We start from the raw sequence: 12071 nt of genomic DNA, 5'->3' as shown, positions 1-12071 counted from the left end.
TGTGGCCGCCTCCCACCCGCGCCAGGAACTGTTCCGGTTCGTGGTCAATGGCCTGGTGGCCACTGCGGTCCACTATGCGGTGCTGAGCTTCAACCTCCACGTACTGGGCTTCGGCTCCGCAGGGCTGGCCAACCTGTGTGCGGCGGTGATCGGCATCACCAGCTCGTTTCTGGGCAGTCGCTTCTACGTGTTCGCCTGCTCCGCGCGGCAGCCCTGGCTGCCCCAGCTGCTGAAATTCAGCGGACTGTATGGCGCCATCGCGCTGCTGCATGGCCTCGTGCTCTGGATCTGGACCGACCGCCTCGGTCTGGACTATCGCGCCGGATTCCTGCTGGCCACCGGCCTGCAGGTCTCGCTCAGCTACCTTGGCAACAAGTTCCTCGTGTTCAAACCCTCATGAAGCTCTTTCGCGCGCTCGCTGCCACTGCCCTGTTCGTTGTCCTGCTGCTGGCGACCTACTACATCCACATCCGTTTCTTCGCGGTCAACGTGGTGTTCTACGCCGCCATCGCCGACGGCGTGATCGCCGCGGTGCTGACCGGCCTGATCATGTCCACCAGCAAGACGTTCAATGGTTTCGAGAAGCTGCAAATGGTCGTGATCTGGCTGCTCTCGGGCTACTGCTTCGCCATATCGGTGCCGACCGTGATCGACCGCTCGCTGTCCTTCTACATCCTGGAGAAGATTCAGCAGCGCGGCGGCGGCATCCAGCAGAGCCGCTTTGCCGACGTGTTCACGCAGGAGTACCTCAAGGAACACCGGCTGGTCGATGTGCGCCTGACCGAACAGCTCGAGTCGGGCACCATCGAAATCCAGAATGGCTGCGTCAAGCTGACCGAAAAGGGCCAGCGCCTGGCCGCCGCCAGCCGCTACTTCCGCCAGAACTTCCTGCCCAAGCAGCGCCTGCTGATGGGCCAGTACTCCTCGGACCTGACCGACCCGTTCCGCCAGAGCGCAGACGTCGTCGACTACCAGTGCCAGTGAGCGCGTTTCTGGAGATCCGGGACCTGGGCTTCGCCTGGCCCGGGCAGGCGGCGCTGTTCGCCCACCTGAATGCCTCGCTGGGACCGGGCCTGGCTCTGCTGACCGGCGACGAACAGCGTGGCAAGACCACCCTGCTGCGGCTGCTGGCCGCTGAGATCCGACCGCAGACAGGAGTCCTGCGTCTGGACAGACAGGACATCGGTGAAGCACACGCCGGACTGCGTCCCGACATGACGCGCCCCGCTCTGGACCCGGTGGTGGTGGCCGACTGGCTGCGCGAGCAGGTGCCAGAGGGCCCGGCGCGCGACCGGCTGGACGACCACATCGACGGTCTGTCGCTGGGCGAACACCTGCACAAGGGCTTCTACATGCTGTCGGCGGGCGGGCGGCGCAAGGTGGGGCTGGCGGCGACCATGGCCCAGCAACCATCGCTGACCTTGCTGGACCAGCCGTTTGCGGCGCTGGACCTGGTCTCGATCCGCTACCTCACCGACTGGCTGCGGGAACAGTCCCGGGCCACCGACCGGCTGGTGCTGCTAGCGGACTACGAAGCACCCGCCGACCTCGCCGTCGCCCAGCGCATCGATCTGGGTTGAAGCCCGGCGAGCGCGTCAGCGTCCGCCCAGGCCCATGCCGCGCGAGATCACCTCCTTCATGATCTCGTTGGTGCCACCGTAGATGCGCTGCACGCGCGCATCGGCATACGCCCGGGTGATCGGGTATTCCCACATGTAGCCGTAGCCGCCGTGCAGCTGCAGGCATTCGTCCATCACCTTGCACTGCAGGTCGGAGCACCAGTACTTGGCCATGCTGGCGGTGGCGGTGTCGAGCTTCTCCTCGCACACCAGCTCGCAGCATTTGTCCACGAACACCCGCGCCACCTGCACTTCGGTCTGCAGCTCGGCCAGGGTGTAGCGCGTGTTCTGGTAGCTGGCCACCGGCTGGCCGAACACTTTGCGGTCCTTCACGTACTGCACGGTCCAGTCGATCGCCGCCTGCGCGGCCGCGACGGCGCCGATGGCGATCTGCAGCCGCTCCCAGGGCAGCTGTTCCATCAGGCAGATGAAGCCCTTGCCTTCGAAGGCCGCACCACCCAACAGGTTCTCGGCCGGCACCTTCACGTTGTCGAAGAAGAGTTCCGAGGTGTCCTGCGCCTTCATGCCCAGCTTCTTCAGGCGCTTGCCCTTGGAAAAGCCCTCCATGCCGCGCTCGACCAGGAACAGGCTGGTGCCCTTGGCGCCGGCGGCTGGGTCGGTCTTGGCAACCACGATCACCAGATCGGCGTGCCAGCCGTTGGTGATGAAGGTCTTGCTGCCGTTGAGCAGGTAGCTGCCATCGGCCTGCTTGATGGCCGTGGTCTTCACGCCCTGCAGGTCGCTGCCGGCGGCCGGCTCGCTCATGGCAATCGCCCCGACCATCTCGCCGGTCGCGAGCAACGGCAGGTAGTGCTTCTTCTGCGCTTCGGTGCCGTAGTGCAGGATGTACGGCGCCACGATCTCGCTGTGCAGGCCGAAGCCGATGCCGCTGACGCCGGCACGCGCGATCTCCTCCATCTGCGCCACCGAATACAGCTTGTCGGCCCCGGCGCCGCCGTATTCCTCCGGCATGGTCATGCAGAGGAAGCCGTTTTCACCGGCCGTACGCCAGACGTCTCGGTCCACGTACCCCTGCTCTTCCCAACTGTCGTGGAACGGAGTGATTTCCTTCTCGACAAAGCGGCGAAAGCTTTCGCGGAAGGCCTCGTGGTCGGCGTTGAAGAGCGTGCGGTCGATCATGGTTGTCACCTTTCGGACTGGGCCGGCTGATTTATACAAAGCACTTGCTTGGCAAAAGTCTATACTGATCCGCCTGGGTCTGGTACAGGACCTTTCCCCATAGGAGACACCATGAGCGAAGCCTTCATCTACGACGCCATCCGCACGCCGCGCGGCAAGGGCAAGAAGGACGGCAGCCTGCACGAGGTCAAGCCGGTCAATCTGCTGGCCAGCCTGCTGACCGAACTCCAGAAGCGCAACGACCTGGACACCGCCGCGGTGGATGACGTGGTCATGGGCGTGGTCTCGCCCATCGGCGAGCAGGGCTCGGTCATTCCGAAGGTGGCCGCGCTCAAAGCCGGCTGGGACTGGCGCTGCGCCGGTGTTCAGCTCAACCGCTTCTGCGCCTCGGGTCTGGAGGCGGTGAACATGGCGGCCATGAAGGTCAAAAGCGGCTGGGAGGACCTGGTGGTGGCCGGCGGCGTGGAGAGCATGAGCCGCGTGCCCATCGGCTCAGACGGCGGCGCCTGGGCGCAGGACCCCGAGACCAACAGCGCCACCCTCTTCGTGCCGCAAGGCATCGGCGCTGACCTGATCGCCACGCTCAATGGGTTCAGCCGGCAAGACGTGGACGCCTTCGCGCTGGAGTCGCAGAAGCGCGCCGCCGCCGCGCGCGCCGCCGGCCACTTCGACCGTTCGGTCGTGCCGGTGAAAGACAAGATGGGCCTGACCATCCTGGAGCAGGACGAGTTCATCAAGCCGGCCACAACGATGGAAGGTCTGGCCGGACTCAAGCCCGCGTTTGAGCAACTGGGCGCCATGGGCTTCGACGCCGTGGCCCTGCAGCGATACCCGCAGGTCGAGCGCATCCACCACGTGCACCACGCCGGCAACTCGTCGGGCATCGTGGACGGCGCGGCTGCCATCCTGATCGGCAGCGAGGCCGCGGGCAAGACCCACGGCTTCACGCCGCGCGCGCGCATCGTCTCGGTCGCGCTGTCGGGCGCCGACCCGACCATCATGCTCACCGGACCCATGCCGGCGGCGCGCAAGGCGCTGGCCAAGGCGGGCCTGACCATCGACCAGATCGACCTGTTCGAGGTCAACGAGGCCTTTGCCGCCGTGCCCATGAAGTTCATGCAGGAGATGGGCGTGCCACACGAGAAGGTGAACGTCAACGGCGGTGCCATCGCCCTGGGCCATCCGCTCGGAGCGACGGGCGCCATGATCCTGAACACCCTGATCGACGAGCTGCACCGAACCGGCCAGCGCTACGGCCTCGCGACCCTCTGCGTCGGCGGCGGCATGGGCATCGCCACCATCGTTGAACGCGTCTGAACGAAAGCGGAGACCACGAACATGATCACGAAAACCATCCGCTACGACCTGGCCAACGGCATCGCCACGATCACATTCGACGAGCAGGGTTCGCCGGTCAACACCATGTGCCTGCAGTGGCAGGACGACCTCGACGCCATCGCGGCCCAGGTGGTGCAGGACAAGGCACAGCTCAAAGGCATCGTGCTGGCCTCGGCCAAGAGCACCTTCTTCGCCGGCGCCGACCTCAAGGGCGTGATGCGCTCAACCGAAGCCGACGGCCGGCGCGTGTTCACCGAGATCGAGCGCATCAAGCGCAACTTCCGAACCATCGAGACGCAGGGCGTGCCGGTGGTGTCCTGCCTCAACGGCGCGGCGCTGGGCGGAGGCTGGGAGGTGGCCCTGGTCGGCCACCACCGCATCGCCGTGAACAACCCCAAGATCCAGTTCGGTTTGCCCGAGATCACGCTGGGACTGATCCCCGGCGGCGGCGGCATCACCAAGATGACCCGCGTGCTCGGCCTGATGGCGGCGCAGCCCTACATCCTGGAGAGCAAGCTGTTCGGTCCCGAGGAGGCGCTGAAGATCGGCGTGGTGCACGAACTGGTCGCCACGCCGGAAGAACTGATGCCCAAGGCGCTGGCCTTCATCGAGGCCGCGCAAGGGAAGCCCGAAGCCGCCCAGCACGTCTGGGACCGCAAGGACTACAAGATGCCCGGCGGCACGCCGAGCAACCCCAAGATCGCCGGCATGCTGAGCGTGGCGCCGGCCGTGCTCAAGCAGAAGACGCGGGGTCTCTACCCAGCGCCCGAAGCGGCGCTGGCCGCGATGGTCGAAGGCGCGATGGTCGACTTCGACACCGCGATGCGCGTGGAAAGCCGCTACCTCGCCGGACTCATGACTGGCAACGTGGCGCGCAACATGATCAACACCTTCTTCTTCAACATGAACGCCATCAAGGGCGGTCAGTCGAGGCCCAAGGATGTGCCGAAGTACCAGCCGAAGAAGGTCGGCGTGCTGGGCGCCGGCATGATGGGCTCGGGCATCGCCTACGCGCAGGCCACCCGCGGCATCGCCACCGTGCTCAAGGATGTGAGCATCGAAGCCGCCGAGAAGGGCAAGTCGTACACAGCCAAGCTCACCCAGAAGCGGGTCGACAAGGGCCAGATGTCGGCCGAGAAGCAGCAAGGCATCCTGGGCCTCATCACCCCGACCGCCAGCGCTGCCGACCTGAAGGGTTGCGACCTGATCATCGAGGCCGTGTTCGAGCAACGCGAGCTCAAAGCCTTGGTGACCAAGGAAGCCGAGCCCATGTTGGCCGAGGGCGGTTTCTTCGCCAGCAACACCTCCACCCTGCCCATCAGCGGCCTGGCCCAGGCCAGCCGTGATGCGAAGAAGTTCGTCGGCATCCACTTCTTCAGTCCGGTCGACAAGATGAAGCTGGTCGAGATCATCCGCGGCAAGGACACCGACGGCGAGACCATCGCCCGCGCCTACGACTACGTGCAGGCGCTGGGCAAGCTGCCCATCGTCGTCAACGATTCGCGCGGCTTCTACACCAGCCGCACCTTCGGCACCTTCGTGATGGAAGGCGCGGCCATGCTGGGCGAAGGCATTCCAGCGCCGGTGATCGAGAACGCCGCCATGCAGGCCGGCATGCCGGTCGGCCCGCTGGCTGTGCTGGACGAGACCGCGCTGTCGCTGTCGGTGCACGTGTTGGAGCAGACCCGCCTCGACTTCCAGAAAGAAGGCCGGCAGTACGTCGCCACGCCCGGCGAGACCCTGGTCGAAGAGATGGTCAAACGCCACAACCGCCCGGGCCGCGCGGCCGGCGGCGGTTTCTACGACTACCCCGAGGGCGACAAGAAGCACCTCTGGCCTCAGCTCAAGGCGCTCTACGAAAAGCCTGGTGTCGAATGGGACCTGCAGGATGTGAAGGATCGCCTGCTCTACCGCCAGGCGGTCGAGACCGCGCGCTGCCTGGCCGAAGGCGTGCTCACCAGCGTTCACGACGGCAATATCGGCTCCATCTTCGGCATCGGCTTCCCGGCCTGGACCGGCGGTGCGCTTCAGTTCGTCTATGGCCAGGGCATCGAGGCGTTCGAGCAGCGCTGCGCCGCGCTGGCCGCCCGCCATGGCAGCGGCTTCATACTCGCGGACGCGGTGAAAGCCGCGCTGCGTCAACACCAACCCCTCTACTGATTCATGAAACGACTCGAAGGAAAAATCGCCCTCATCACCGGCGCCGCCCAAGGCATCGGCCTGGCCACGGCCATGAAGTTCGCGCGCGAAGGCGCCACCGTCGTCGTCTGCGACGTGAAGCAGGCGGCGGTCGACGAGGCTGTCAAGCAATGCCAGGTCGAAGGTGCCACCGCCATCGGTTTTGTCATGGACGTCACCCAGCGCGAGATGGTCGACGCCGTGGTCGCGCAGGTGAAAGAGCGCTTTGGCCGCATCGACGTGCTGGTGAACAACGCCGGCATCACGCAGGACGCGCGCCTGCAGAAGATGACGCTGGAACAGTTCGACAAGGTGATCGACGTCAACCTGCGCGGCGTCTTCCATTGCGCGCAGGCCGTGGCCGACACCATGACCGCACAGGGCAGCGGCGTGATCCTCAACGCATCGTCCGTCGTCGGCATCTATGGCAATTTCGGCCAGACCAACTACGCCGCCACCAAGTTCGGCGTGATCGGCTTCACCAAGACCTGGAGCCGCGAGCTTGGCCCCAAGGGCGTGCGCGTCAACGCGGTCGCGCCGGGCTTCATCAGCACGCCCATCCTGAACACCATTCCCGACAAGGTGATCCAGGAGATGGAGCACCGCGTGCCGCTCAAGCGCCTGGGCCAGCCGGAAGAAATCGCCAACGTCTACGCCTTCCTGGCCAGCGACGAAGCCAGCTACATCAACGGGGCTGTCATCGAGGTTTCCGGCGGCATGTCGGTGTGACCACCGGGCGCCCGGGATAATCCGGGCATGCCCGAACACACGCCCGCCACCGACGCCGCCCCCGACCGCCCGCGCTCGCGCACCGACCTCTTCCTGTCCTTCACCTGGCTGGCCCTGCAGGGCTTCGGTGGGGTGTTGGCCGTAGTGCAGCGCGAGCTGGTCGAGAGAAAGCGCTGGATGACCCGCGAACAGTTCGTCGAGGACTGGGCCGTGGCGCAGATCATGCCCGGCCCCAACGTGGTCAACCTCTCGCTGATGATCGGTGGCCGCTACTTCGGCCTGCCTGGCGCGCTGGCCGCGCTCTCGGGCATGCTGGCCGCACCGCTGGTCCTCGTGCTGCTGCTGGCGGCGCTGTACGGCAGCGTGGCCGATAGCGCCGCGGCGCAGGGCGCGCTGCGGGGCATGGGTGCTGTGGCTGCCGGGCTGATCACCGCCACCGGCATCAAGCTGATCGCCGCGCTGGACAAGAACGCCATGGGCCTGTGGGTCTGCATCGGCCTGGCCGCCCTCACCTTCGTCGCCATCGCCCTGCTGCGCTGGCCGCTGGCCTGGGTGCTGCTGGTCATCGGCGGCGGCGCCTGCCTCTGGGCCTACCGGGTGCTGGGCCGTACCGGCCAGGAGGCGCAGGCATGAGCATGGCACCCACCTTTGCCAACTGGCTGGACCTGTTCCTGCACTTCGCATCGCTGTCGTTGCTGGCCATCGGTGGCGCCATCACCACCGCGCCCGACATGCACCGCTACCTGGTGGGCGAGCAGCACTGGCTGAGCGACGCGCAGTTCAACTCGTCGATCGCGCTCTCACAGGCCGCCCCGGGGCCGAACGTGCTGTTCGTCGCGCTGCTGGGCTGGAATGTGGGGCTGAACGCAGGCGGCGGACCTTCGGCCGGCTGGCTGGCCTGGGCGCTGGCGCTGCTGGGCGTGGTGGTGACCCTGGTGGCCATCATGCTGCCCTCATCCATCCTCACCTACACCGCCACCCAGTGGGGCCACCGCAACCGGGAACTGCGCGCCGTGCGGGCCTTCAAGACCGGTATGGCACCCATCGTGATCGCCCTGCTGATCGCCACCGGCTGGCTGCTGAGCGCGGCCCACAACGACCCAGCGCGTGACTGGCCCCTGTGGTTGCTGACCGTGTGCGCTGCGCTGCTGGTCTGGCGCACCCGGCTGCATCTGCTGTGGATGATCGGCGCGGGCGCTCTGGTGGGCGCGCTGGGCTGGGTCTGAGCCGGTTTACTTCTGCCGCTGCAGGCTGGACAGGCCCTTGACGTCCAGGGCGTTCATGGCAGCGCGCACGCCGTCGATGTTCACGTTGTCGCCGCTGACCTCGATCAGCACGCCATTGGCCAGCATCATCGACATCTCGGCGCTCGAACCGTCCTTGCGGTATTCCTCCTTGAAGGCCACGCCGTCTTTCTTGTAGACCTTCTCGACCTCGTCCTGGGTCTCGCGGCTGACGGTGCTCTGCGCCCAGGCGCCCATGGCCATCATCAGGGCCGGCATGGCACCGATGTCCTGCACCTTGACCTCGACGCGGCCCGCATCGTTGCGGAATTCGGAAGTGACACTGGAGAAGGTCATGCCCATGGCGGAATCCGAACGGGCCTCGATGGCCGTACGATCCATGCCGGCGAGCTTGGCTGGCACATAGGCCTGCAGCGCATCGGGCGCAAACGGCTGGCCGCCCTGACCGCTGCCCATGGCCGCCCCCATCATCTCGCCCAGCGCCTTTCCCGCGGCCTCCGAATCGCCCTTGGCCTGGGCCGCCTCCATCTGCTTGCTGGCCTCTTCCATCTTCTTGGCCGCCTCTTCCAGCTGCGCGGTGTTGATGGTGACCTCAGACCCCGGCACCTTGATGCTCACGTCCCCTGCGGGCGCGCTGGCGCCGCCCATCATCATGCCGGCGCCGCCGCTGAACAGGCTGCCCACGGTCATCACCACGATGCTGGCGACGATGCCGCAGACGATCAGCACGGCGGTGAAACCCAGCGCCTTGCCCTCGGGCACCTTCATCATCACCGGCACACCGGTGTAAAGCAGGTAGATCGAATAGAGCGCAGCCAGCAGACCCAGCATGGACAGCGCTGGCAGCAGGTTGAACACGCCGCCCAGCAGACCAGCGGTCGCACCGTAAGCCACCAGCTTGAAGGCCTTGCCCATGTCCTTCTGGCCGCCGAAGCTCGGAGCGAGCGCATTGGCCACCAGGGCCAGCACATAGATCATCACCAAGGTCAGCACGAAACCGACCACCATGTTGGCCAGGCCCGCCAGGATGGGCACGCGGAAATGGATGCCCATCATGCCGGTGCCGATCAGGCTGAAGCCGATGAAGGCCGCCACCGACGACACGCCGGCCAGGTAGACCAGGTAGTTCTTGTAGAGACCGGCAATGTCGTCCGGCTCGCCCTCGATGACCGGCCAGGTGGCCTTGGGCCTGAGCAGGATGGCTTGTACGCGTTCAACCAGGTTCATGAATTCCTCCTCGGAGTTGCAGACACAAGAAAACGGTCCGGCAGCGCGAACCATACCGCCATCCGCCGCGGCGGGCCACCTTTCAGCGGGGGCTTTCGAAGAACACCGCGTTGGTGTAATCGCTGATCTCGAAATAGACCTTCTTTTCGCCCGGGTCGGCCACCATGTTCAGGTTTTCGTCGAGCACGCCGTAGCCGTAGCGGTAGGCACGCGGCTTGCCGTCGTCGGTGCCCAGGGCTGTGCTCATCTTGTCGATGGCCAGGAAGCGCCGGGCCAGCTTGTCGCCCGCGTAGATTTCCAGCACGCCGTTGGTGCCGGTCCAGTTCTGGATGTCGCGGCTGATCTTGTTCTGTTGCTCCTGGGTGCAGCCTGCGAGCAGCACGGCTCCCAGAACACAGGCAAACGCAGACGTCATGGGCTTCATGCAGGCCTCCCTCATAAAAAATCAGCCGCGCTGGCGCAGGGCCTCGTACAGACAGACGCCACTGGCCACCGACACGTTCAGGCTCTCGACACCGCCCTTCATGGGAATGCCCACCAGCTCGTCGCAGGTCTTGCGCGTGAGCTGTCGCATGCCGTCGCCTTCGGCCCCGAGCACCAGGGCCACCGGCCCCTTGAGGTCGACCTGGTACAGCGTCTTGGGCGCATCGTCGCTGGTGCCGATGACCCAGATGTTGCGTTCCTTGAGTTCGTTCAGCGTGCGCGCCAGGTTGGTCACCATGAAGTACGGCATGGTCTCGGCCGCCCCGCTGGCGACCTTGGCCACCGTGGCGTTGATGCCGACCGCGTGGTCCTTGGGCGCGATCACCGCATGGGCGCCGGCACCGTCGGCCACGCGCAGGCAGGCGCCCAGGTTGTGGGGGTCGGTCACGCCGTCGAGCACCAGCAGCAGCGGCGCGATGCCGTCGGCTTCCAGCTTTTCCAGCAACTCGTCCAGCGAATGGGCCTGCTCCAGCGCGTTGACCCGCGCCGCCACGCCCTGGTGGCCATGGCTGCCCGCCAGCTTGGCCAGGCGCAGGCCATCGGCCTCGATCAGGCGCACGCCCGCTTCCTTGGCGCGCTCGATGAACTGCCGCATGCGCTGGTCGCGCCGCGTCGGCTCGAAATAGATCTCGATGATGGATTGCGGCGCGGTTTTCAGGCGCACGCCCACGGCGTGGAAGCCGAACAGGACTTTGGGGGAGGACATGCCCCGATTATCAAGCCCCCACGCGCCGCTTCCGATCCGTTCAGGCCGCCGCCTCAGCGGGCTCGCTGGCTTGGCCGGCCTCGATGGTGATGCGCCGCTCGCAGCGCTGGGCGATGCCCCGGTCGTGCGTCACCAGCACCAGGGTGGTGCCCTGCTCGCGGTTGAGCTCGAACATCAGCTCCATGACCTTCTCGCCGGTCGCGAAATCCAGGCTGCCCGTGGGCTCGTCGGCCAGCAGCACCGCGGGCTGCACCACGAAGGCCCGCGCCAGGGCGACGCGCTGCTGCTCCCCTCCGGACAGCACCTTGGGATAGTGGCCCAGCCGTTCACCCAGACCCACGCGTTGCAGCATGGCGGTGGCCGCGCTGCGCGCATCGCGCCGGCCAGCCAGTTCCAGCGGCAGCATCACGTTCTCCAGCGCGGTCAGGTTGCCCAGCAGCTGGAAGCTCTGGAACACGAAGCCCAGCTTCTGGGCGCGCAGCGCTGCGCGCTGGTCCTCGTCGCGGGCGAACAGGTCGACGCCGTCAATGAACACCGTGCCGCTGGTCGGGGTGTCCAGCCCCGCGATGATGGACAGCAAGGTGCTCTTGCCGGACCCCGAGGCACCGACGATGGCGGCGGTTTCCCCTTGGCGCAGGGAGAAATCGATATCGCGCAAAATCGTCAGCGTGCCCGTGGAGTCGGTGACCGACTTGAACACATGCTGCACCACAATCATTTCTTGTGCCATGAAGCCGCCCCGAAAGGCCCGCCAGTTGAAACGCCGCCACTTTAACGCCCTCCTCTGCTCTGCCGCCCTCACAGGGTCAATCGGGCCCGTTGCGGCGCAGACTTCGGCCACCGCCGCGTCCGTGCTGGTGGTCGGTGACTCGCTCAGTGCCGAATACGGCCTCAGACGGGGCAGCGGCTGGGTGCAGATATTGCAGGAGCGGTTGCTCAAGGAAGGCATACCCGCGCGCATGGTCAACGCAGGCATCAGCGCCGACACCACCTCGGGTGGGCGTTCCCGCCTGCCGGCCCTGCTCAAGCTGCACAAACCGGCGGTGGTGATCATCGAACTGGGCGCCAACGACGCGCTGCGCGGCCTGCCGCTGAACATGACACGAGACAACCTGACCGCCATGGCGAGAGCCTCGAAGGCGGCTGGTGCCAAGGTGGTCATCGTCGGCATGCAGGTGCCGCCCAACTACGGCAGCCAGTACACCCGCGACTTCCGCGACTTGTTCCAGCAAGTCGCCAACGCGGAGAAGGCGGCTCTGGTGCCCTTCCTGCTCAAGGGAGTGGCTGATCTGCCAGACCCGACCTTGCTGTTCCAAGAGGACCGCATCCATCCCAACGAGGCCGCCCAGCCAACCATCGCCGACAACGTCTGGCCGGTGCTCAAGCCCCTGCTGCCGAAACGATAAT

General features: G+C 66.2%; 14 protein-coding genes. 9 read left to right on the top strand and 5 right to left on the bottom strand.

The window, feature by feature from the left end; genetic code table 11:
* Position 1 precedes the first annotated feature (1 nt).
* The 3 genes from ACFOPI_RS08865 to ACFOPI_RS08855 are packed head-to-tail and all read left to right on the top strand — an operon-like array spanning position 2 to position 1580.
* A complete protein-coding gene (locus ACFOPI_RS08865; RefSeq protein WP_382173025.1) occupies positions 2-400 on the top strand; it encodes a GtrA family protein in 399 nt (132 codons plus the stop codon).
* A complete protein-coding gene (locus ACFOPI_RS08860; protein ID WP_382173024.1) occupies positions 397-984 on the top strand; it encodes a hypothetical protein in 588 nt (195 codons plus the stop codon). The genes ACFOPI_RS08865 and ACFOPI_RS08860 overlap by 4 nt, the downstream gene beginning before the upstream one ends.
* Positions 981-1580, top strand: a complete 600-nt coding sequence (locus ACFOPI_RS08855) for an ABC transporter ATP-binding protein (RefSeq protein ID WP_382173022.1) — start codon at positions 981-983, stop codon at positions 1578-1580. The genes ACFOPI_RS08860 and ACFOPI_RS08855 overlap by 4 nt, the downstream gene beginning before the upstream one ends.
* A 15-nt stretch (positions 1581-1595) precedes the next feature.
* Here ACFOPI_RS08855 and ACFOPI_RS08850 read toward each other — a convergent pair whose 3' ends face one another.
* Positions 1596-2759 carry an acyl-CoA dehydrogenase family protein gene (locus ACFOPI_RS08850; RefSeq protein ID WP_382173021.1) on the bottom strand — a complete coding sequence of 388 codons (1164 nt, stop codon included), beginning with the start codon at positions 2757-2759 and terminating at the stop codon, positions 1596-1598.
* A gap of 111 nt (positions 2760-2870) precedes the next feature.
* On the opposite strand from ACFOPI_RS08850, the gene ACFOPI_RS08845 reads away from it, so the two are divergent.
* Genes ACFOPI_RS08845 through ACFOPI_RS08825 form a run of 5 tightly spaced genes read left to right on the top strand, consistent with a single transcriptional unit; the run spans position 2871 to position 8230 of the window.
* On the top strand, positions 2871-4076 hold the full coding sequence (locus ACFOPI_RS08845; RefSeq protein WP_382173019.1) for an acetyl-CoA C-acetyltransferase: 1206 nt from the start codon (positions 2871-2873) through the stop codon (positions 4074-4076).
* A 21-nt stretch (positions 4077-4097) separates the two neighbouring features.
* Positions 4098-6257: a 3-hydroxyacyl-CoA dehydrogenase NAD-binding domain-containing protein gene (locus ACFOPI_RS08840; RefSeq protein WP_382173018.1), complete on the top strand. Its 2160-nt coding sequence runs from the start codon at positions 4098-4100 to the stop codon at positions 6255-6257.
* Between the two features lie 3 nt (positions 6258-6260).
* Positions 6261-7004 carry a 3-oxoacyl-ACP reductase FabG gene (gene fabG, locus ACFOPI_RS08835; protein WP_382173016.1) on the top strand — a complete coding sequence of 248 codons (744 nt, stop codon included), beginning with the start codon at positions 6261-6263 and terminating at the stop codon, positions 7002-7004.
* 27 nt (positions 7005-7031) lie between these two features.
* Complete coding sequence (locus ACFOPI_RS08830) at positions 7032-7637, top strand: chromate transporter (RefSeq protein ID WP_382173014.1); 606 nt, start codon at positions 7032-7034, stop codon at positions 7635-7637.
* The gene (locus ACFOPI_RS08825; RefSeq protein ID WP_382173012.1) at positions 7634-8230 is read left to right on the top strand and encodes a chromate transporter; all 597 of its coding nucleotides are present in this window, start codon (positions 7634-7636) and stop codon (positions 8228-8230) included. Before ACFOPI_RS08830 ends, ACFOPI_RS08825 begins: the two co-directional genes overlap by 4 nt.
* A gap of 6 nt (positions 8231-8236) precedes the next feature.
* On the opposite strand, the gene ACFOPI_RS08820 is transcribed toward ACFOPI_RS08825, so the two are convergent.
* From ACFOPI_RS08820 to ACFOPI_RS08805, 4 genes are all read right to left on the bottom strand, one after another.
* On the bottom strand, positions 8237-9475 hold the full coding sequence (locus ACFOPI_RS08820) for a Yip1 family protein (protein WP_382173010.1): 1239 nt from the start codon (positions 9473-9475) through the stop codon (positions 8237-8239).
* An 82-nt stretch (positions 9476-9557) separates the two neighbouring features.
* Positions 9558-9899 carry a hypothetical protein gene (locus tag ACFOPI_RS08815; RefSeq protein WP_382173009.1) on the bottom strand — a complete coding sequence of 114 codons (342 nt, stop codon included), beginning with the start codon at positions 9897-9899 and terminating at the stop codon, positions 9558-9560.
* A 21-nt stretch (positions 9900-9920) separates the two neighbouring features.
* Positions 9921-10664 (bottom strand): 23S rRNA (guanosine(2251)-2'-O)-methyltransferase RlmB, encoded by a 744-nt coding sequence (gene rlmB / locus ACFOPI_RS08810; protein ID WP_066154159.1) that lies wholly within the window; start codon positions 10662-10664, stop codon positions 9921-9923.
* A 40-nt stretch (positions 10665-10704) separates the two neighbouring features.
* A complete protein-coding gene (locus ACFOPI_RS08805; protein WP_382173007.1) occupies positions 10705-11394 on the bottom strand; it encodes an ABC transporter ATP-binding protein in 690 nt (229 codons plus the stop codon).
* On the opposite strand from ACFOPI_RS08805, the gene ACFOPI_RS08800 reads away from it, so the two are divergent.
* Positions 11393-12070 (top strand): arylesterase, encoded by a 678-nt coding sequence (locus ACFOPI_RS08800; protein WP_382173005.1) that lies wholly within the window; start codon positions 11393-11395, stop codon positions 12068-12070. The two genes, ACFOPI_RS08805 and ACFOPI_RS08800, sit on opposite strands and share 2 nt — an antisense overlap.
* Position 12071 lies beyond the last annotated feature (1 nt).

It is taken from the genome of Hydrogenophaga luteola (assembly GCF_042648585.1).
GTDB lineage: Bacteria > Pseudomonadota > Gammaproteobacteria > Burkholderiales > Burkholderiaceae_C > Hydrogenophaga > Hydrogenophaga luteola.
This window is presented reverse-complemented; position numbering and strand designations above follow the sequence as displayed.

Coding starts and splice junctions, on each gene's coding strand:
- rlmB (WP_066154159.1), bottom strand. CDS start 10,664: ATGTCCTCCCCCAAAGTCCTGTTCGGCTTCCACGCCGTGGGCGTGCGC.
- fabG (WP_382173016.1), top strand. CDS start 6,261: ATGAAACGACTCGAAGGAAAAATCGCCCTCATCACCGGCGCCGCCCAA.
- ACFOPI_RS08805 (WP_382173007.1), bottom strand. CDS start 11,394: ATGGCACAAGAAATGATTGTGGTGCAGCATGTGTTCAAGTCGGTCACC.
- ACFOPI_RS08820 (WP_382173010.1), bottom strand. CDS start 9,475: ATGAACCTGGTTGAACGCGTACAAGCCATCCTGCTCAGGCCCAAGGCC.
- ACFOPI_RS08845 (WP_382173019.1), top strand. CDS start 2,871: ATGAGCGAAGCCTTCATCTACGACGCCATCCGCACGCCGCGCGGCAAG.
- ACFOPI_RS08825 (WP_382173012.1), top strand. CDS start 7,634: ATGAGCATGGCACCCACCTTTGCCAACTGGCTGGACCTGTTCCTGCAC.
- ACFOPI_RS08830 (WP_382173014.1), top strand. CDS start 7,032: ATGCCCGAACACACGCCCGCCACCGACGCCGCCCCCGACCGCCCGCGC.
- ACFOPI_RS08815 (WP_382173009.1), bottom strand. CDS start 9,899: ATGAAGCCCATGACGTCTGCGTTTGCCTGTGTTCTGGGAGCCGTGCTG.
- ACFOPI_RS08860 (WP_382173024.1), top strand. CDS start 397: ATGAAGCTCTTTCGCGCGCTCGCTGCCACTGCCCTGTTCGTTGTCCTG.
- ACFOPI_RS08800 (WP_382173005.1), top strand. CDS start 11,393: ATGAAGCCGCCCCGAAAGGCCCGCCAGTTGAAACGCCGCCACTTTAAC.
- ACFOPI_RS08840 (WP_382173018.1), top strand. CDS start 4,098: ATGATCACGAAAACCATCCGCTACGACCTGGCCAACGGCATCGCCACG.
- ACFOPI_RS08850 (WP_382173021.1), bottom strand. CDS start 2,759: ATGATCGACCGCACGCTCTTCAACGCCGACCACGAGGCCTTCCGCGAA.